At 60.4% G+C, this 19,546-nt stretch carries 21 protein-coding genes and 1 pseudogene; 10 read left to right on the top strand and 12 right to left on the bottom strand.

Features of this window, described 5'->3' with window-relative positions:
• Positions 1–197 precede the first annotated feature (197 nt).
• Entirely contained in the window at positions 198–1,298 is a 1,101-nt protein-coding gene (locus NW812_RS05160; RefSeq protein WP_414394716.1) for a hypothetical protein, read from the bottom strand.
• Between the two features lie 511 nt (positions 1,299–1,809).
• Here NW812_RS05160 and NW812_RS05155 point away from each other — a divergent pair.
• The 3 genes from NW812_RS05155 to NW812_RS05145 all read left to right on the top strand — a co-directional run bounded on the left by NW812_RS05155 (position 1,810) and on the right by NW812_RS05145 (position 4,505).
• On the top strand, positions 1,810–2,826 hold the full coding sequence (locus NW812_RS05155) for an ATP-binding cassette domain-containing protein (protein ID WP_414394714.1): 1,017 nt from the start codon (positions 1,810–1,812) through the stop codon (positions 2,824–2,826).
• Positions 2,827–2,872: 46 nt separating this feature from the next.
• Entirely contained in the window at positions 2,873–3,727 is an 855-nt protein-coding gene (locus NW812_RS05150) for an ABC transporter permease (protein ID WP_414394712.1), read from the top strand.
• Between the two features lie 127 nt (positions 3,728–3,854).
• Complete coding sequence (locus NW812_RS05145) at positions 3,855–4,505, top strand: class I SAM-dependent methyltransferase (RefSeq protein ID WP_414394710.1); 651 nt, start codon at positions 3,855–3,857, stop codon at positions 4,503–4,505.
• Between the two features lie 17 nt (positions 4,506–4,522).
• Here the strand turns inward: NW812_RS05145 and NW812_RS05140 are convergent, their stop codons facing one another.
• Entirely contained in the window at positions 4,523–5,446 is a 924-nt protein-coding gene (locus tag NW812_RS05140) for an NAD(+) kinase (protein WP_414394708.1), read from the bottom strand.
• Between the two features lie 175 nt (positions 5,447–5,621).
• Here NW812_RS05140 and ispE point away from each other — a divergent pair, with 175 nt between their 5' ends.
• Positions 5,622–6,566, top strand: coding sequence for a 4-(cytidine 5'-diphospho)-2-C-methyl-D-erythritol kinase (ispE, locus tag NW812_RS05135; protein WP_414394707.1), 945 nt, complete (start codon positions 5,622–5,624; stop codon positions 6,564–6,566).
• Between the two features lie 79 nt (positions 6,567–6,645).
• Positions 6,646–8,049 (top strand): 3-isopropylmalate dehydratase large subunit, encoded by a 1,404-nt coding sequence (gene leuC / locus NW812_RS05130; protein WP_414394705.1) that lies wholly within the window; start codon positions 6,646–6,648, stop codon positions 8,047–8,049.
• Here leuC and thiD read toward each other — a convergent pair.
• The 9 genes from thiD to NW812_RS05085 form a co-directional block, all read right to left on the bottom strand.
• Entirely contained in the window at positions 8,046–8,903 is an 858-nt protein-coding gene (gene thiD, locus NW812_RS05125) for a bifunctional hydroxymethylpyrimidine kinase/phosphomethylpyrimidine kinase (RefSeq protein ID WP_414394704.1), read from the bottom strand. The genes leuC and thiD overlap by 4 nt on opposite strands.
• 98 nt (positions 8,904–9,001) lie before the next feature.
• Positions 9,002–9,169 (bottom strand): hypothetical protein, encoded by a 168-nt coding sequence (locus NW812_RS05120; RefSeq protein WP_414394702.1) that lies wholly within the window; start codon positions 9,167–9,169, stop codon positions 9,002–9,004.
• A gap of 69 nt (positions 9,170–9,238) precedes the next feature.
• Complete coding sequence (locus NW812_RS05115; RefSeq protein ID WP_414394701.1) at positions 9,239–9,544, bottom strand: 2Fe-2S iron-sulfur cluster-binding protein; 306 nt, start codon at positions 9,542–9,544, stop codon at positions 9,239–9,241.
• A gap of 8 nt (positions 9,545–9,552) precedes the next feature.
• Positions 9,553–9,810 (bottom strand): DUF1816 domain-containing protein, encoded by a 258-nt coding sequence (locus NW812_RS05110; RefSeq protein WP_414394699.1) that lies wholly within the window; start codon positions 9,808–9,810, stop codon positions 9,553–9,555.
• 64 nt (positions 9,811–9,874) lie between these two features.
• A complete protein-coding gene (gene rlmB / locus NW812_RS05105) occupies positions 9,875–10,735 on the bottom strand; it encodes a 23S rRNA (guanosine(2251)-2'-O)-methyltransferase RlmB (protein ID WP_414394697.1) in 861 nt (286 codons plus the stop codon).
• Positions 10,736–10,746: 11 nt separating this feature from the next.
• Complete coding sequence (locus NW812_RS05100) at positions 10,747–11,127, bottom strand: ribonuclease III domain-containing protein (protein WP_414394695.1); 381 nt, start codon at positions 11,125–11,127, stop codon at positions 10,747–10,749.
• A gap of 317 nt (positions 11,128–11,444) precedes the next feature.
• Complete coding sequence (locus tag NW812_RS05095; RefSeq protein ID WP_414394693.1) at positions 11,445–11,915, bottom strand: photosystem I reaction center subunit XI; 471 nt, start codon at positions 11,913–11,915, stop codon at positions 11,445–11,447.
• Positions 11,916–11,986: 71 nt separating this feature from the next.
• On the bottom strand, positions 11,987–12,106 hold the full coding sequence (locus tag NW812_RS05090; protein ID WP_099812540.1) for a Photosystem I reaction center subunit IX: 120 nt from the start codon (positions 12,104–12,106) through the stop codon (positions 11,987–11,989).
• Between the two features lie 40 nt (positions 12,107–12,146).
• Positions 12,147–12,692, bottom strand: coding sequence for a Photosystem I reaction center subunit III (locus tag NW812_RS05085; RefSeq protein WP_414394691.1), 546 nt, complete (start codon positions 12,690–12,692; stop codon positions 12,147–12,149).
• 166 nt (positions 12,693–12,858) lie between these two features.
• Here NW812_RS05085 and tsaD point away from each other — a divergent pair, with 166 nt between their 5' ends.
• A complete protein-coding gene (gene tsaD / locus NW812_RS05080) occupies positions 12,859–13,956 on the top strand; it encodes a tRNA (adenosine(37)-N6)-threonylcarbamoyltransferase complex transferase subunit TsaD (protein WP_099812538.1) in 1,098 nt (365 codons plus the stop codon).
• Here the strand turns inward: tsaD and mnmG are convergent.
• Entirely contained in the window at positions 13,917–15,851 is a 1,935-nt protein-coding gene (mnmG, locus tag NW812_RS05075; protein WP_414394689.1) for a tRNA uridine-5-carboxymethylaminomethyl(34) synthesis enzyme MnmG, read from the bottom strand. The two genes, tsaD and mnmG, sit on opposite strands and share 40 nt — an antisense overlap.
• 295 nt (positions 15,852–16,146) lie before the next feature.
• Between mnmG and thrC the strand changes: the two genes are divergently transcribed.
• The 4 genes and pseudogenes from thrC to NW812_RS05055 form a co-directional block, all read left to right on the top strand.
• On the top strand, positions 16,147–17,487 hold the full coding sequence (gene thrC / locus NW812_RS05070) for a threonine synthase (RefSeq protein ID WP_414394687.1): 1,341 nt from the start codon (positions 16,147–16,149) through the stop codon (positions 17,485–17,487).
• A gap of 155 nt (positions 17,488–17,642) precedes the next feature.
• Positions 17,643–17,918, top strand: coding sequence for a ubiquitin-like small modifier protein 1 (locus NW812_RS05065; protein WP_414394685.1), 276 nt, complete (start codon positions 17,643–17,645; stop codon positions 17,916–17,918).
• A 17-nt stretch (positions 17,919–17,935) separates the two neighbouring features.
• The gene (locus NW812_RS05060; protein WP_414394683.1) at positions 17,936–18,523 is read left to right on the top strand and encodes a DNA-3-methyladenine glycosylase; all 588 of its coding nucleotides are present in this window, start codon (positions 17,936–17,938) and stop codon (positions 18,521–18,523) included.
• A gap of 416 nt (positions 18,524–18,939) precedes the next feature.
• Positions 18,940–19,546 (top strand): annotated as a pseudogene (locus NW812_RS05055) (hypothetical protein); the annotation flags it as partial.

Raw genomic sequence — 19,546 nt, 5'->3', positions numbered from 1 at the left:
AGCCTTGGAGCAGTCCACGCCTTTTGAGATATGGAAGACTAGCATATCGCAATCAATCCTACAGGAAAAGGGGGCAGACCCAAGGCAGGCTGGACTTTGCCGATGGGGAAAGAAAGGCCAAAAGGTTTGCTATGAACAAAACCAGGGCAAATGCCCCAGCTTGCCTTGGTTCGCCTGGTTGCCAAGTGGCAATTTTTTTACCTAAAGAAGTCGGGAAATACATTTCGCAGATTAGAGAGCTGCTCGTTAAAGCAGGTGAGGCGATCCCCACTAGCGCTCACCATCGTTAGGTCGGCCCGCCCAGTCGCGCCCTCGGATCCCAAGAGAGGAACGCTCATCCGGCTGGGATCCTCAGGATTCTGGGAGACGCGGATAACAGCTCGCTCTCGGTTGAACTGATAGGCCTCGGCCACGTAGCGGATGGGCTCACTCAAGCTGGGCTCCACTGGCAAGCCGGGGGCTGGCAAAAGATCCACTAGCTCGGTAAAGGTGCCGCTCCGCAAGCCCACCACGGCAGCAGCTCCCAACTGGTTGCAGATGGCAATGAGCACGGGTTCCTGGGCGCTGGCGCTGACGTTGGTCAAGGTGACAGTGACATTGGCCCGGCTGGGTGCTGGGGGATAAGTAATCTCAAAGAGGCGGGCAGGGGCGTTGCCTAGCTCGTCGCGGATGCGAAAGCGAAGCTGACCCCTGTAGGGCAAGAGGGAAGAGAAGTAGATACCAAAGCGGTCGCTAGGGCCACGTCCAGGGATGTTGGCCTGGCCAGGGACGTAAGCGAGGACGGCCCGGCTTTGCCAGTTGTTGGGGGGCGCGTAGGGCAGCAAGGGGCCGCTGTCAAGGCTGGGGGGATCCTGGGGAGGTGGATCCGGCTGGCCATCCCTGTTTAGATCCAGGCCATTGCCCAAAAAGGCCACTGAGCGCTGGAGCAGGATGGGACGGTTTTGGTTATCGACTAGAGGAGGTCGCCCTTCCGCCAGCCCTGCGTTCTCCACATAGACGTTAAAAGGGCGATTCAAGATCTGGTTGTCCCGCCGCCGCCGCACGTTGAACTGGAGATAAGGCCCCACCGCACCTGCTGTTGGGGATCCCCCCATAATTTCAAAGTCATCGGCCTGCAAAAAGGCGTTTTCTAGCGGGCTAAGCGGAGTTGTTGCCTCCCCGCAGCCGACTAGGCCAAGGGCAAAGGCTACTAAAGCTACAAAGGTTGCACCAGATCCCCCCTTTCTGGGGAAAGCTCGGTCTTTCCAGGCCGGCAGGCAAGCTTTGGCTTCAGCACTCATCTCCACAACAGTTGGCAAGGGTTTGCCGCCCGCAACCTGCCCAATGGCCTGTACCACTATACCGCTCTGAAAGACTTATACAACCCCGGACAAAAGCGGACTTTTGATCCAGGTTGAGGCTTTCTTCCTGCTTCCACGACCCGTAGCTAGTAGTAGAGTTCACCTCTACTACCCCGCCAGAGGGATCTCCGCAGGTGTGACTTCCCCGCGATCGCGATAGCGGGCCGTAGGCCTTGCTGCAGGTAGTTGCTCCTTGCTCTTGATCGAGCACACAGGCTAAAGACGGAGCCTACTTTAGCCTAGGCGAAGTGCCTACCAGATAAAGATGCACCTGCAAGTCTACTAGCGCAGCTAATCCACGTCAAGGCAGAAAGTTCGTTACGCCACGCAGTGGCGCTCGCGTCAGCGGGACCGAGTCCTCATTGTCCAGTGAATCAAGGACTAGATTGTCCAGTGAATCAGGGACCAGAGGAGAGCCCTAGGCTCGGTTTCTTATGCAGCTTGCTAGCCTAGAGGGAGCGAAAGGTGGATGCCCATGTCAAATACCCCTGCGGTCTTGGTTCAACACCTCCAGAAGCGCTACGGCTCCACGGTGGCTGTAGCGGATGTCTCCTTCCAAGTAGAGCCCGGCCAGATCTACGGCATTCTTGGCCCCAACGGCGCCGGCAAAACCACCACTCTGCACTGCCTGTGCACCCTGCTGCGCCCTGACGCGGGCCGGATCGAGGTGTGCGGGATCCCGGTCAACGAAAACCCCAGGGCGGTACGCGAAAAGCTGGGCTTTGTTGCCCAAGAGGTGGCTTTGGATAAGGTGCTGACGGGGCGAGAATTGCTGCAGTTGCAGGCCGACCTCTACCACCTGCCGCGGCCCTTGGCCCGAGAGCGGATTGCCACCGTCCTTGAATTGCTGGGGCTAGCCGACCGTGCCGACCAACGCATCGGCACCTACTCCAGCGGTCTGCGCAAACGCCTAGATCTGGCGGCAGGGCTGCTCCACCAGCCCCAGGTGCTGGTTTTGGACGAGCCCACGGTGGGCCTGGATATCCCCAGCCGGCAGGCCATCTGGGACTTTCTGCGCCAGCTTAGAAACACCGGCGTCACGGTGGTGCTCAGCAGCCATTACCTGGAAGAGATCGATCTATTGGCTGACCGGGTGGCCATCATCGACCGCGGCAAGGTGATCGCCGAAGGAACCCCAGAAGAGCTGAAAGCCCGTGTCGGCGGCGAGCGCATCACCGTCAAGCTGCAGGAGTTTGCCCCGCCAGAACTGGCCCAGCGGGGTGCCGAACTGCTGGCCTCTCTGCCCTTTGTCCAAAAGGTGGTGATCAACAGCGCCCAGGGCAATGCCCTCAACTTGGTGGTGCAGCGGAATGGGGAGGATCCCCTCAGCCAGATCCGCGCCCACCTTGAGGCCCACGGGCTGGAGGTCTTCAGCAGTACCCAATCTCGCCCCAGCCTGGACGACGTGTATTTGGCGGCAACCGGGCAAACCCTCCTGGATGCAGAGCTGGCAGCTGTCGAGTCCAACTTAGGCAAGAAAAAGTAGTTTTTCCCTGATTCCCAATCCTTACCAAGTTTGCAGGAGCCTTCGTATGACCTCTGCTGCTTCCCCAATTCAATCCAGCCCAATTCCCCTTTTGACAGCAGAATTTTGGCAGGAAACTTTTGCCCTCACCCGCCGCTTGTTTATCCAACTGCAGCGTCGCCCTGTAACCCTGCTGGTTGGAATCATCCAGCCGCTGCTCTGGTTGATTTTGTTTGGAGCCTTGTTTCAGAATGCCCCTACTGGCATCTTTGGGGCCGGGCAAAACTACACCCAGTTTTTGGGAGCAGGCGTGATTGTGTTTACGGCCTTTGGCGGGGCTTTGAATGCCGGGGTGCCGGTGATTTTCGACCGGGAGTTCGGATTTTTAAACCGACTGCTGGTGGCTCCCCTCACCTCTCGCTTTTCCATTGTGCTGGCCTCCAGCCTGTTCATCGTCAGCGTGGCGCTGCTGCAGACGGCGGCAATCGTGGGGGCAGACTACGTCCTCGGCGGCGGGATCCCAGACGTGCGGGGCTTGGCGGTGGTGGCCTTGATTGTGGGCCTGTTGGTCTTGGGCTTCACTGCCCTGAGCTTGGGCCTAGCCTTTGCCATGCCGGGGCACCAGCAGTTGCTGGCTTTTATCTTTCTGGTCAACTTGCCTTTGATCTTCTCCAGCACGGCTTTGGCTCCCCTCAGCTTCATGCCCACCTGGCTGCGCTGGGTGGCCAGCCTTAACCCGCTCACCTTTGCCATCGAGCCAATTCGCCACGTCTACCGCACCAGCACCTGGAGCTTTGCCGATGTGGTGCTACAGGCTCCCTGGGGCAATCTCACCCTAGCGGGATCCCTGGGGCTCTTGACGGGGTTTGTGGTGGTGTCAGTGCTGCTAGTGCAGGGGGTGCTGCGCAAGGGCTTGGCCTGAGGGGCTTTGGGACTGGCTCGGGGAAGCCGAGTTGGTCTTGTGCCTTTCAAAGTCAATGGCAAGAAGCAGACTTCTCCTTTTGTCCTGCTACCTGGCTCCTTTTCGGAGGACGTTGGAGATTTTGGCCATGGCAGTTCTTGAAGATTGGCAGCGCTCCAAGTTGGATCCCAGCGACGATGCCCTCTTCTACAGCTACCCCCGCTTCGTAACCCATGTAGATGCTGGCTTCATCGGCCAGCTCACGGATCTCTACCGCCGCTACTTGCAGCCCCAGACCCGCATTCTCGACCTAATGAGCAGTTGGGTTTCCCATTTGCCGCCGGAGATGGATTTTGCCCATGTGGAAGGGCATGGGATGAATGCCGAAGAACTGGCGGCTAACCCTCGGCTTAACCATTTCTTCGTCCAGAACCTCAACCAAAACCCACTCCTGCCTTTCCCGGACTGCACTTTTGATGCCGTGCTGAACGCGGTTTCGGTGCAATACCTGCAGCAGCCGGAGCAAGTGTTTGCCGAGGTGCATCGCATCCTTAAGCCCCAGGGCCTGTTTATTGTCAGCTTCTCCAATCGCATGTTTTTCCAGAAGGCAATCCAGGCCTGGCGGGACAGCTCGGAGACAGAGCGGGTGGAGCTGGTCAAGCGCTATTTCGAGGCGGTGCCGGGGTTTGAGATCGTCGAAGTCATCCAGCGGCCTGCTCCCCTGAGTTGGCTTGCCTTTCTGGCCGGAGGGGGCAGGGATCCTTTCTACGCCGTGGTTGGGCGGCGAGCTGCAGCTTAAGAGGCAGTAAGCGAAAGCTAGGGCAGCTCTACCGAGGTAGGCTTAGAAGCATAGGTCAGGCCCCAACCCAATTTCTCACGCATGACCCGGAAGAACTCCGGTCGGCGTAGGCGAATCAGGTCTGTGCAGTAGGGGGCGCGGACGACGCGAATTTGGTCTTCTGGCAGGATGTAGCAGCCGGCATTGCCGTCCGCTACCAAAACCAGCGGCTGAGGGCTAGCGGGGCTGATCCACACCTCTTCCGAATCGGGAAAGACCAGAGCCCGTGAGGCCATCGAGTGGGGGCAGATAGGGATCAACTGCAGCACCGGCAGGCTGGGAGTGATGACCGGTCCTCCTGCAGAAAGGGCGTAGGCGGTGGAACCTGTGGGGGTGGCTAAAATGATGCCGTCGGCGGCCACATCCAGAGGGGAGTGCTCCCCAATGGTGACTTCAAAGTGGCACATGCTGGTCAAAGGCTCGCGGTGGAGCACCATCTCGTTGAGGCTAAGCACTTCCCAGCGCAATTCGTTGTCGCGGTAGGCCTGCACCAGCAACATGCTACGGCGATCCAGAATGTACTCGCCGGCAATGGCTGCCTTGGCCGCCTCTTCTAGGTGGGTTAGGTAGGTCTCCGTCAGAAAGCCCAAGTGGCCAGTGTTCACGGCCAGCAAGGGGATCCCTTTGGGAGCCAATTGCCGGGCTGCTGCCAAAACGGTGCCGTCTCCCCCCAGCACTACGGCAAACTTCATGTTCTCGTCAAAGCCGGCGGGGGCCAGGCTGTCCACCTTGGTCAAGCAGACGGGACTGTCAAGCTTGGCGTAGCCGAGGACGCCGCCCCAATTGGGGGCCACACAGACTTCCCACCCCTGCTCCTGAAACCAGCGGGAAAGGGTTTCGCTGCTGCGTTTAGCGGCAGGCTTGGCGTCGTTGTAGAGGATACCGACCTTGGGCTTGCTCATGGGAGGGGGAAGAGGTAGAGCGGTGCCAAAACTCTATCAGTTCTAGATAGCTGCCGCAAAAAAGAGCTGGCCCCTTGGCCCCAGCTCGGGTCACCGCCAGGGATAAGCTGGAAGAGCTCCCCAGTGAGTCTCTGGACGGGCTGAGGGGAGTTGAAAATGTTGTTCGCTTTTTCCCATGCAAGCCTGTACCCTGGTCGCCCGCGCCAAGATCAATCTTTACCTAGAGATCCTCGGATCCCGCCCCGATGGCTATTCCGAGGTGGCCATGATCCTGCAGAGCATCGCTTTGGCGGATCGCGTGCGTCTCCAGCGCCGCCCCCACGGGATCCACCTAATCTGTAACCACCCGGAAGTGCCGGCAGATGCCCGCAACCTGGCCTACCGCGCGGCTGAGCTGCTGCAAAAGGAGTGCCAGACCAATCTGGGGGTGGAGATCCACATCGAGAAGCAGATCCCCGTGGCGGCGGGCTTGGCAGGCGGCTCGGCCAATGCAGCGGCAGTTCTGGTGGGGTTGAACCAGCTCTGGGGCTTGGGCCTGACGGTCAGAGAACTGCAGCACTTGGCGGCCCGCTTGGGATCCGACATTCCCTTTTGCGTGCAGGGGGGCACCCAGCTAGCCACAGGACGGGGAGAAGTTTTACAGCCGCTGGCCGACTGGGAAGGGATCCCCCTGCTGTTGGCCAAGCCCAAGCACCTTGGGATCTCCACTGCCTGGGCCTATCAAGCCTTTCGCGCTCACCGTGCCGCTTCCTTGCCTTCTGCGGGATCCTCTCTGTCGACCTTGCCCCAAGTCCTCGCTGCTCTGGAGCGTCGGGATCTGCTGGCCTTGGCCCGCAGTTTGCGCAACGACCTGGAGCAGCCAGTTTTGGCCGAGTACGCTATCGTGGGAAAATTGCGCCAGGCCCTGCTGGAGGTAGGGGCGTTGGGATCCCTGATGTCGGGCTCGGGGCCGACAGTGTTTGGGCTTATGGCTAGCCTGGAGGGGGCTGCTCAAGCCTGCGAGAGCCTGCGCCGCCGCTTTCCGGAGGTGGACTTCTGGGTAACCCAGTTTGCTCCCACTGGGATTCTGCTGGAGCCGGATCCCCACCCTCTCGATGATCCCCCTAGAATTGCTAGCTAGCCTAGCCAGGAAACAGGCCCTGATAAAAAGCTCTGTAGTTCAGACTAAAAATTAGCTTGGCTGCGGGCCCAAGAAGAAGATGAGCGAGAGGACGTTGTTTGACAAAGTCTGGGACGCCCATACGGTGCGGATCTTGCCCTCAGGGCAGACGCAGTTGTTCATTGGGCTACACCTCATCCACGAGGTCACCAGTCCCCAGGCTTTTGCCATGCTGCGGGAGCGCAATCTGCCAGTTCTTTTTCCAGAGCGGACGGTGGCGACGGTAGATCACATCATCCCCACCGACAACCGGACGCGACCTTTTGCGGATCCCTTGGCGGAGGAGATGATCCAGGAGCTAGAGCGCAACTGTCGCCAATACGGCATCCGCTTCTACAACAGCGGCTCCGGCCAGCAGGGGATCGTGCATGTGATTGCGCCGGAGCTGGGGCTGACGCAGCCGGGGATGACCATTGCCTGCGGCGATAGCCACACTTCTACCCACGGCGCCTTTGGAGCCATTGCCTTTGGCATCGGCACCAGCCAAGTGCGGGACGTGCTGGCCACCCAAACTCTGGCCTTGTCCAAGCTCAAGGTGCGCCGCATCGAGGTGCAGGGCACGTTGGGGCCGGGGGTTTACGCCAAGGATGTGATCCTGCACATCATCCGCAAGCTGGGGGTCAAAGGCGGGGTGGGCTACGCCTACGAGTACGGCGGCAGTACTGTCGAGGCGATGAGCATGGAAGAACGCATGACCCTCTGCAACATGTCCATCGAAGGAGGAGCCCGCTGCGGCTATGTCAATCCCGACGCCGTGACCTTTGAGTATTTGCGGGGGCGGGAGTTTGCCCCTCAAGGATCCGATTGGGAAGAGGCTGTGGCCTGGTGGCAAAGCCTAGCCAGTGACCCCGACGCTGTCTATGACGACGTGGTGGTGTTTCAGGCCTCCGAGATCGCTCCCACGGTTACCTGGGGGATTACCCCCGGCCAAAATATCGGGGTGGACGAGCGGATCCCGGCTCCCGAGGAGCTGCCAGAAAGTGAGCGGGAGCTGGCTAGGGAAGCCTACGCCTACATGGGCTTGCGGCCAGGGGATCCCATTGTAGGCACGCCGGTAGATGTCTGCTTTATTGGCAGCTGCACCAATGGCCGCTTGAGCGATTTGCGGGAGGCAGCCAAGGTTGCCAAAGGCCGGCGGGTAGCGCCTGGAGTGAAAGCGTTTGTGGTGCCTGGCTCCGAGCGGGTCAAGCAGGAGGCCGAACAGGAAGGCTTGCGGGAAATCTTTGAGGCGGCGGGGTTTGAGTGGCGGGATCCCGGCTGCTCCATGTGCTTGGCTATGAACCCAGACCGCTTGGTAGGGCGGCAGATGAGCGCCTCTTCCTCCAACCGCAACTTTAAGGGCCGCCAGGGATCCCCCACAGGGCGCACTCTGCTCATGAGCCCGGCCATGGTGGCGGCAGCAGCAGTGAGCGGCAAAGTGGTGGACGTGCGGACGCTGCTTTAGTCGGAGCTAGAGGAGGCCAGAAGGGGGTAGAAGTGACCCACCGGTCCCTGACCGGCCCCAATGGCCAAAGGATGCCGCAGGGCTTCGGTAACATAGGCCTTGGCCAGCAGCGTTGCCGTCAGGGGATCCTTCCCCCAAGCCAGTTGCGCCGCAATGGCTGCCGAGAGGGTGCAGCCGGTGCCGTGGGTGTGGCGGGTGGGGATCCGCTTGCTTTTGAGCACCTCGAGCCGCTCGCCGTCAAACCACACGTCCACCCCCTGCAGTTCTCCCGGCATGCCTCCCCCCTTGACCAGTACAGCCTTACAGCCTAGGGCGTGGATGCGGCGGGCCGCCGTCTCCATATCCGCCAGCGACTGCAGTTCCATCCCCGCCAAAATCTGGGCTTCGTAGCGGTTGGGGGTAACAACCTGAGCCAGGGGAATTAGCCGCTCGCGGATGGCCTGGATGGCCTCCTCCGCCAGCAGCTTGGCCCCCGTGCGGGAGACCATTACCGGATCTACCACCAGTGGCTGCAGCGCCCAGCGCTCCACTTGGCGGGCCACCTCGCGCACGATCTCGGCATTGAGCAACATGCCGGTTTTGATCCCTTGCACCCCAATGTCCTGCACCACCGCTTCAATTTGAGCAGCCACTGCCTCTGGCGGCAGCGCATCCACGCGGTTGACCCCCAGGGTATTCTGGGCAGTTACGCAGGTGAGGGCAGAAGTGCCATGGACCCGCTGGAAGGCAAAAGTGCGCAGATCCGCTTGAATGCCGGCTCCGCCGCCGCTATCGGATCCGGCAATGGTGAGGGCGACAGGGGGGCGCTGCTCGGCCAAAGTTGGAGCTGGTGGAGCTGGTTCAGATCCAGACATTGGCTAAACGAGAAAAGCTAACGAGGGCACTGCCGGTAGCTATCAGCTTGTTGGCTCCTAACCCCTTAGAGGGGGCTAGAAGCTGGCTAAGCGTGAATCTAGTAGCCATTGTCGGTAGTAGCCACCACCTCTACCCAAACCCTATCCCCCTCCACCGCCGTCAGACTCCAGCGCAGGAGGCGGGCCGTTTGCCCCAGCTCTCGGGCGACTTGGTGGAGAAGGGATCCCTCCAGTTGAGAAGCAGAAAGCGGCAAACTCAGGGGCAAAGCTAGACGCAGAAAATGTAGCCTCACAGTCTTCTCACGCTGAACTCACGCCAACCAGGGAGGGCAGAGCTAGCGGCCAAACTGCAAACGATAGACCTCTTCCTCCTGATCTGTTTCCACCTCCAGATCGGAGGTAGGATAGGCCACGCACAGCAGGACAAACCCCTGAGCCTTGAGCTCGGGCCCGATCATGGCGTTAGGCTGGGCCACGGATCCCGACTTCAGTCGCCCTGCACAGGTGGTACAGACACCTGCTTGGCAAGAAGAGGGCAGCTCTATGCCGTGTTCAAGAGCCGCCTGTAAAACCGTCTGCTCCGCCGCCGCAGGAAAGCGGTAGGTTTGGCCCCGGTGATGGACAGTTATCTGGTAAACCATGACGGCCCTCAAGAACCCGCCTGCGAAGAGGTGCGAGCCACGGTTAGCGTCTGCGGCTGGCGCATTTTCTTTATCTGAACCTCAATCTTCTGAACCCCTTCCGCCTTCAGGTCGGCGATGTAGTTGCCTTTGTGCGCTTCTGCTTCCTCCAGGCTAGTAAAGGGGCCGTAATAGTAGGTGCAGTCGTCGGTGGCAATCTCAATCCAAACCGCTAAGCCGCGCAGCCTATCCAAGAGGCTGATCAACCTCTTCAGAAGACTAGTCAAAGGGTTGCTCACAGGATCGATCCCCCGCTAAGAAGTGCCAGCAAACATTCGGAACTGCCTGCAGTCACTTAGATTCTACTGCGTTTGTTGAGAATTTGTTGAGAAATGTTTCAGTGTGTTTGAGCTGGTGAGGGGAGCGCTGCCGGTGGATCTCGTAGAGGACAATGCCCGCTGCTACCGAAGCATTCAAGCTTTCCGTGCGGCCCGCCAAGGGAATCGACAGCAGTTGGTCGCAGTGGCGCTGGGTAAGCAGGCTAATGCCTTCCCCTTCCGATCCAATCACCAAGGCGACGGGTCGGCGAAAGTCGGCGCTATAGACGGGGGCAGCTCCCTGGCTGGTGGTGCCATAGATCCAAAACCCTTGCTCTTTAAGGTACTCTAGAGCGCGATTTAAGTTCACCACCCGCGCCACGGGCAGGGTGGAGAGGGCGCCAGCTGCCACCTTCATCACTGTCGCGGTCACCCCTGCCGCCCGCCGCTGCGGGATCACCATCCCCTGCATGCCAAACGCCTCTACGCTACGGGCAATAGCCCCTAGGTTGTGGGGATCCTGAATCCCGTCTAGCACCACCAGCACCGGCTGGGGGCTAGCCTGGCGGCTGCGTTCCACCAGCTCTTCTAGATCCACGTATCGATAAGGGGTAGCCTGGGCGGCGATCCCCTGATGGTTAGCTCCACCCGTAAGGAGGTTTAGTCGCTGGGGAGAGACCTCATCGATGACCGTGCCGCGCGCTTTGGCCTCCTCCAAGAGCGACAAAAACTGGGGGCTATACCGTAGCCTCGGCACCACCCAAACCCGGTTGAGGGTAGCACCGCTCCGCAGGGCCGCCAGTAAAGTCTGGCGACCGTAGATAATCTCTTGTTCCTCTTCGGGCTTGGAATCCGTGGGTCGCCGCAACTTGCGTAGGCGAGAAGGCTTAGGCATGAGAGGAAGACCTAAATCATCTCAGCCAAAACATCGGTGAGGGCAAGAATGGAGCGCAAGCGGTCGGGATTGGTGAGGTAGAGGTAGCCCAGGATGGTTTCCAGGCCACTGGCATTTTGATAGTCGGCTAGGGGCAGATGCCGAGGTGGGCGACCGCAACCATTGCGGCCCCAGCAGACAATAGCCTGCTCTTCAGGGCTGAGATATGGTAGCAGCGCTAACAGCAGCTTGGCCTGAGCCGAGCCGCACACCCGCCTCACCACCCGCTGATGGTAGCGCTCTAAGCGATCTGGGGGAAACAACTGTTGCCGCCGCACGTGGAGTTCGTAAATGGCATCCCCCAAGTAAGCTAAGGCAGCCGGCGACAGGCGACGAATCTCGGTCGACGGCAATCTTTCGGAACTGGGATCAAGTCCAAGGAGTGGATCGCTCACGGCTGCTGACATGGAAACTGCTCCCGACTGTTTAGCGAAAGGGGGGCTTCACTCTAGTCCTCGTTGGCGACAGCGGTGCGGAGCGCCTTATTCGCTACTTTGTGGCATAATCGGCAACCTTGCCAACGAACCTTCTGACTTAACGTGGATTAGCTAGGCTAGTAGGTTGGCAGGTACATCTCTTCTGGTAGGCATTTTGCCTAGGCTCAAGTTAGCTCCGTCTGTAGCTTGTGCGCCCTCTAAGGGCAGGGAGCAGCTACCGTCAGCTTTTTCTTTCAGAGCGGAAACAGGAGATCGCCATTGAGCAACAGCAGGTAGGCAACGATGGCTCCTCCCATTCCCCCTATTAAAAAGCCGGCAGCCAATTCGCTCCAGGCCTGGGATCCCTGGACTGGCCCGCCATGGCGCGGCAAGGAGACGGTGCCGTAGAGAGAGAGGGCCGCCGTCAGGATCAAAATGAGGCCACAGGCTCCCAAGAAGCCACTCAGCAGGCCAATAGGCTCGTTGCGCAAAGGCCCGAGCTTGGCAAAGGGCCCCACCAGCCAATAGCCGTGGGCCATGCCAATTTCCAGACCCCGCCAGATAGGACTGGCTCCCGGTCGGTTGATCGGCAGCCAACTTAGGAAGAGACGAACGGCAGGCGCGTGGTTAATCGGTGTCTGGAGGTTGCCAATTTGCGGATCCCCTTCTGGGGCCGTGATGTATTCCTTGCCAGAGGGAGCAGTGTCGACAGGGGACTCAGGCATGAGGCAATCTTGTGTCCAGGCTAAGAGAAGCAGGGATCCCCGAGGCTCTGTGGGGATCCCTACCCCTTTATTTAGAACGTCAAAATGTCAGGGAAGAAGCGATTGATCTCAATAAACAGGGCAAGGAAGAAGCTGGAAAACAAAATGAGGGCTACTGGAGCGGTGGTGAGAAATTTGGTGAAGTCAGCCATATCGACCTCTCACAGGGAATGGGTTGACTCAGTTCCTTCCTCAGCGAGGAGAGACGGGGACAGCCTCCTCTGGGGCTTGAATTTCACCGCTGGCAATTTCCTTGAAAGCAGCGGCAGGCCAGGCCAAAGCCGTGAGGAAACAGCGCAGCGCCAAGGGAACGTCGATGATACTTTCTTTCATCTCCGGCTCCTCGCTATCGCGAACGGCAATTAGGTAGGAGCGGCCTGCCCAGCCCAACCAGCCGGCAAGGTAGAGGAAAAGTAAGCCAGGGATGAGAAACTCACCTGCATGGCTCCAGCGGCCATCGGTAACCAGGTGAGGCAAGCCTTCTTCGCCACAGAGCAGCTTGCTGTAGCGCTCAAAACGCTTTTCGGTTTGGACCAACTTTTGCTGGTAAAGGGGAGCCAACTCAGGGCTAGCGTTGCGGATTTTCTCTTCAAGGCTGCTCAGGCGCTGATCTCGTAGAGCCTGGAAAGCGGGAACTTCGCTACAAGGCTTCAGGCCAATCAAGGGCTCTGCCTGCACTGCCTGGGTAAAACCAAGCGCTAGGCAAAGGGCCAAAAGGAGACTCAAAAGGGTTCGCATGGCAGGATGTGTCCTTGAGCTAGGGACTCAATGGGGAGGAATGCTCAGTGAAGAAACGAGCACCAAACGGTTAGTATCATACTCCTGAGCGCCTTATCCGGAGGGATCTCGGGTTTTAGCTCACACAATTCTTAAGGATCCTGAGGCATTCCCACCCCTTTTTCCCATGGCCTGTGTCCTTGCCATTGAAACCAGTTGCGACGAAACGGCTGTGGCGGTGGTGGAGGCGGAGCCAACCTGGCCAACCTTTGCCCCGCGGCAGCTCAGCTCGGTGGTGGCTAGCCAGATCGACCTCCATGCAGCCTACGGAGGTGTGGTGCCGGAGGTGGCCTCCCGCCGCCATGTGGAAACTTTGCCATTTGTACTGGAGTCAGCGCTGCAGCAGGCCGGGCTAGGCGTAGCCGAGGTGGATGCCATTGCCGTAACTTGTGCGCCGGGCCTGGTGGGATCCCTGCTGGTGGGGCTGATGGCGGCCAAGACCTTGGCGCTGCTCTACGATAAGCCCTTGATTGGGGTACATCACCTGGAGGGCCATCTCTTCAGCGGCTTTTTGGCCACAGCCGACTTGCAACCTCCCTGCCTGTGCCTTTTGGTTTCGGGAGGCCACACCAGCTTGATCTGGATGAAGGATTACGGGGAGTACCAGACAATGGGCCGCACCCGCGACGATGCTGCCGGCGAAGCCTTTGATAAGGTGGCGCGGCTGTTGGGGCTGGGCTACCCGGGGGGGCCCCAGATCGACCGCTGGGCGCAACAAGGGGATCCCCATCGCTTTCCCCTGCCGGAAGGCAAGCTAGACCACCCCTACGACACCAGCTTCAGTGGCCTGAAGACGGCTGTGCTGCGCCTCGTCCAGCACTTGCAGCAGGAAGGCCAGGAGCTGCCCATTGCCGACATCGCCGCCAGCTTTCAGGCCTGCCTAACGCGCGTCCTCACGGAAAAAGCAGTGGCCTGCGCCGAAGCTCTTGGCCTCTCAACCCTGCTGCTGACTGGCGGGGTAGCTGCCAACCGGGAGCTGCGCGCTCGCCTTCTGGAAGCGGGTCAGCAAAAGGGCCTGCGGGTGGTGATCCCGCCTGTTGCCCTCTGTACCGACAACGCCGCCATGATTGGGGCAGCCGGCCTCTGTCACTGGCTGCGCGGGGAGGTCTCCCCCTTGGATTTGGGCGTGGCTTCGCGCATGGCGCTGGAGGAGATCCCTGCTCTCTACACGGCTGGGCGCAAAGATTACCGCGAGCTGCCAACAGGTTCTGCCGTCGCTCTCTGACGCTGTCTCACCTCGAGGTAGATGAGCAAGGCGTTGATGTCGGCAGGGTTGACGCCGCCAATGCGAGCGGCCTGGCCTACGGTCAGAGGCCGGACTGCTGCCAGTTTCTCCCGCGACTCTTTGGAGAGGGTGGGAATGGAGTGGTAGTCCAGATCGGGAGGCAGAGGGCGGTGGTACTGCTTGCTCACCTGCTCGATCTGGGCTTGTTGCCGCTGGATGTAGCCGCTGTATTTGACGGCAATTTCCGCTGCCTCCTGCTCAAAGGGATCCAGCTCCTCATTTCCCAACCCCAGCTCCAGCAGGTTGGCGTAGTGGATCTGGTTGCGGCGCAGGAGCTCAGCTAAGGTGGCGGATCCTTTGATCCCCTGGCCAGTCAGTTGGCTGAGGTGGATCCCGGCGGGGTCGTGGGCCTTAACCCGCTGGGTTTCCAGGCGCTCAATCTCGGCGGCAATACGAGCCTGCTTGGCCTGGAAGAGAGCCCAGCGGCGGTCGTCGATGAGGCCCAACTCTCGCCCTAAAGGAGTGAGGCGCTGGTCAGCGTTGTCGGCGCGCAGGATAAGGCGGTATTCGGAGCGGCTGGTGAGCATGCGGTAGGGCTCCCGCAGCTCTTTGGTGCAGAGGTCGTCGATAAGGGTGCCAATGTAGCTGGACTCGCGCGGCAGCGTGACTAAGGGTTTGCCTTGCACCAACCGGGCGGCGTTGATCCCGGCAATGAGCCCCTGGGCTGCTGCTTCTTCGTAGCCGGTGGTGCCGTTGATCTGGCCGGCGCAGAAGAGCCCCTGCACCTTCTTGGTCATCAGGGTGGGATAGAGCTGGGTGGCCGGCAGATAGTCGTATTCCACCGCGTAGGCAGGCCGCAGCATCACGCACCGCTCTAGGCCGGGCAAGGAGCGCAACATTTGGATCTGGATCTTCTCAGGCATCCCCGTCGAGAACCCTTGGATGTAGAGCTCCGGCAGATCCCGCCCCTCGGGTTCGATAAAGACAGGGTGTCTCTCCTTGTCGGCAAAGCGCACGATCTTGTCTTCAATGCTGGGGCAGTAGCGTGGCCCTTTGGCCTCCACCCAACCGCCGTAGACAGGAGTCTCGTGGAGGTTTTCCCGGATGATGCGGTGCGTCTCCGGCGTGGTGTAGGTGAGGTAGCAGTCCATCTGCTCCCGCGGCACCCACACCTCCGGGTCAAAGCTAAACCAGCGTAGGTCTGGATCCCCTGGCTGCCGCTCCATCACGGAGAAATCAACGCTGCGGCGATCCACGCGGGCAGGGGTGCCCGTCTTCAGCCGGCCTACCTCAAAGCCCAGTTGGCGCAGGGTGTCAGTCAGGCCTTCGACGGCAAATTCCCCCGCACGTCCAGCAGGTTGCCAGTGGCGGCCAATCCAGATGCGCCCTCCCAGAAAGGTGCCCGTGGTCAGGATCACCGCCCGACAGCCAAAGACACTGCCGAAATGGGTAACCACGCCCACTACTTCGTCGTTGCGCCCCAGCACCAGGTCGGTGACAGTGCCCTCCCGAAGGCTCAGGTTGGGCTGGTTTTCCACCACCGAGCGCATCACCCGCGCGTACTCCCGCTTGTCGGTTTGCGCCCGCAAGGCCCATACTGCTGGGCCCCGCGAGCGATTGAGCACCCGCTTTTGCAAATAGGTGCGGTCGGTAACTTTGCCCATCTCACCGCCGAGGGCGTCAATCTCATGCACCAGTTGCGACTTGGCCGGGCCACCCACGGCGGGGTTACAAGGCTGCCAGGCAATCTTGTCCAAGTTCAACGTCAGCATCAAGGTCCTACAGCCCAGTCGCGCTGACGCCAGGGCCGCTTCACAGCCGGCGTGCCCCCCACCCACGACGATCACGTCGTAGTGGTCAAGAAAGTCCACGTTGTCCCGTCCGACTTTGAGCATACGCTGGCTTCTGCTGGTGAGTACCGGGATCCCAAAGGGCATCAGATTGTTTCAGCTTGTTTTTCCAGTTTAGCGAGAGGGGCAACGCCTGAGATTGTGGGGGCCCTTGACCCCAGCAGCGCCAGCCAGTCCCTTGCTCGTCACTTGACACTCCAGGGTAGGAACCTTCCTGCCTCTTGGCCAGAGCCAAATCCAGACTATTTTAGTCGGGTTTGGTTGACGGGCTAGATCGCGGGTGATAGGATTGACCTCGGGCTGGGTAAGCCGGATCCATTTCTCTCGCTGAAGGCTTCCTATGACGCCAACCCTTTCCCAACGCCTGCTCGGCTCTGCCGACTTGCCCTCCAGCTCTGCCTTGCGCAACCCGCAGGTGGGCTTTAGCCGTTTGCGCTGCCGAGAATGTGGGGCCGAGTACGAGCCGGTCGCCAAGCACGTGTGCGACCTGTGTTTTGGCCCCCTGGAAGTGGTCTACGACTACGACTGGCTCAAGAGCGTCGTCAGCCGGCAGAGCATCCAAGCTGGGCCGCTGTCTATCTGGCGCTATCGGCCTTTCCTGCCGGTGGTTTCGGAGCGCCCTATCGATGTCGGCACCGGCATGACTCCCCTAGTGAAAGCGGAGCGGCTGGGGCGGCGACTGGGGTTAAAAAACCTCTACCTCAAGAACGATGCCGTCAACATGCCTACCCTCAGCTTCAAGGATCGGGTGGTGTCGGTAGCCTTGACCCGCGCCAAGGAGCTGGGCTTTACCACGGTCTCTTGCGCCAGCACGGGCAATTTGGCCAACTCCACGGCTGCCATTGCCGCCCATGCCGGCCTGGAGTGCACTATCTTCATCCCGGCGGATCTGGAGGCAGGCAAGGTACTGGGATCCCTCATCTACAGGCCCACCGTCATGGCTGTGGAGGGCAACTACGACCAGGTGAACCGCCTCTGCGCCGAAGTGGCGGATCGCTACGGCTGGGGCTTTGTCAACATCAACCTGCGCCCCTACTACGCAGAAGGCTCGAAAACCTTAGCCTACGAGGTGGCGGAGCAACTAGGTTGGCAACTGCCGGATCAGGTGGTGATTCCGCTGGCGTCGGGATCCCTGTACACTAAGGTTTACAAAGGTTTTCAGGAGTTCGTGAAGGTGGGCCTGGTGGCGGAGAAGCCAGTTATTTTCCACGGCGCCCAGGCCCGAGGCTGTGCGCCCATCGCCCAGGCCTTCCGCGAGGGGCGGGATTTTGTTACTCCCGTTAAGCCGAACACCATCGCCAAATCCATTGCCATCGGCAACCCCGCTGATGGCATCTATGCCCTGGAGATTGCCCGCAAGACCGGCGGCCAGATCGAGACGGCCACGGATCCCGAGATCATCGCCGGCATCAAGCTCCTGGCCGAGACTGAGGGCATCTTCACCGAGACGGCTGGCGGCACCACCATTGCCGTGCTCAAACGCCTGGCCGAAGCCGGCCAGCTCGATCCCGAGGCGATTACGGTAGCCTATATTACCGGTAATGGCTTGAAAACCCAGGAGGCGGTGCAGGCGCATGTGGGCCACCCGCTGGTAATTTCGCCTAGGCTGGAGAGCTTTGAACAGGCGCTGGAGCGGGCCCGCACCCTGGAGCGGCTGGACTGGCAGGAGGCCTCGGTTTGAAGAGGGGGGATCCCCCAAGAACTTTCCTGTTACAGACCCGCCTTCTTACAGACCCGCCTTCGGGTCAAGGGGGCCAACGTGAACAATTCAAGGCATTGACAGGGTGCTGCTACCTTGGTCTTCTAATGTTGGTTGATGGACGAAGCACTGGGCTTATGGCAGTCAAGGTGTTAATTCCCACCACGCTGCGGGCGCTCACCCGGAACCAGGAGGTGGTGAGTTGCGAGGGATCCACCATCCGTGAACTGCTGGAGGCTCTGGAGCAAAGCTATCCAGGCATCAAGGCGCGGCTGTGCGATGAGAGGGGAGAATTGCGCCGCTTTGTCAATCTTTACGTTAACAGCGAAGACATTCGCTTCCTGAAGGGATCCGACACCCCTCTGCAGGATGGAGATGAGGTGAGCATTGTCCCTGCTGTGGCAGGGGGCTGAGGGCTAGTGAGCCTACGGTGGACGCTAGGGACTGGCTGAGCCAGCCGGCGCCGATGGTGGCGCCTGCTCTGCTGGGCATGGTGCTGGTGCGGCAATTTGCCGATGGGCTGCAGGTGCGGGCCCAGATTGTGGAAACAGAAGCCTATACAGCTGGGGATCCGGCCTGCCACGCCTATCGCCGTAAGACCCGCCGCAACCAGGTGATGTTTGGGCCGCCAGGGCATCTCTACGTCTATCGCATCTACGGCCTCTACCACTGCCTGAACATCGTCACCGACGCGGAGGGGATCGCGTCAGCCGTTCTAATCCGCGCAGCCCAGTTGGATTGCCTGCCGGAGTGGATCCCGGCCAATAAGCGCATGAAACCGGCGCGGGTGGCGGCGGGGCCAGGCCTGCTCTGTCAGGCGTTGCGCATTGACGGATCCCACAACGGCTGGCGGCTGGAGCCGGTGGCCGTCGGCCAGGAAGGCATTTGGCTGGAGGGATCCCCTGCCTGGGAGGCACAGTTCCCCATTGTCCAGACCACCCGCATCGGCATTACCCGCGGTGCGGAGCTCCCGTGGCGCTGGTACATTAAGGGGCATCCGGCAGTGTCCTGCTACTAGAAGGGCAAGATGAACCCAAGCCCTGCGGGTCGCCAGTGGGGGAGCTTGATGCTTCTGGCTGCTCTGGCGCTTGGGGCAGCCTCACCTCTTTGGCGGCAGAAACCTGAATTGCGCTAGGGGTGCCGGTAGTCCTCAGATTGCAGCTGGCTTTTCGAAAGGGATTTGCGTAAGGATAGAGGGAGTGAGGGGTGCAACTCACCCTTGGGTGAGACAGGTTAAGCATGAATTGAATAGAGTTAGGGTTAAAGGCCCAGGACGGTGGTTCGGGGGCTTCTCCTTGCCCAATAGACGCTGGGGCGTGGCTGTCGGAAGGAAGGCAGCGGGGCAATTTCTGCCGGCTTTTAGGTAGTCGGTGTCAACATGAGGGGTTTGGGTTGCTGCCACTTCCCAGTTTGTGGAAGAGGATGAGCTGCACGATGCCACGACGGGTTTCCCCTGCGCTGCTCTCCCTGCCTGCACTCAGTGCCCTGGTGCTGGCCCTCTCAGCCTGCGGCCAGCTCTCTTCCTCGAATGTCTCTCCCAGCCTTGTTCCCCCTTCTACCCTGCAGCCAGTTTTCACGCCAACTCCCCTTGGTCTTTCCACCTTTGCCCTCACGCTCGAACAGGCCCGCCAATCGGGTTTGGCGGTGCCCAGCAACCGCATCGTTTTGCTGCTCCAAGAACAGGGATCCGATCTGGTGGCCCAGCTGCCGGCTTCTGAGGTGGAGCGCTGGCTGGCCCGCACCCCCACCTGGCCGGGGGTGGAAGGGATCGACCTGAGCATTAACCTGGGCAGCTATCGCCAGACTGCCAACGCGCCCCTGCGCCTGGGTCAACCAGCCACCTTCACCTTTACCGACCCGCCCGCTGGCGAAGCCGAGCTTAGGGCTGTCGCCTACCGGGGATCCACCACCTTGGCACAAGGAAAGGGATCCCTGACTCTTTCTGCCCGCTCTGGAAGCGCTGACAGCAGCAGTCGCCGCCTGAGCCTGCTGGTGCTCTCCGAGGTGGAAGTGCCGCTGCTGCACGCAGGGGCAGGGGTGC

The organism is Synechococcus sp. O70.2, from assembly GCF_047462135.1.
GTDB lineage: Bacteria > Cyanobacteriota > Cyanobacteriia > Thermostichales > Thermostichaceae > Thermostichus.
This window is presented reverse-complemented; position numbering and strand designations above follow the sequence as displayed.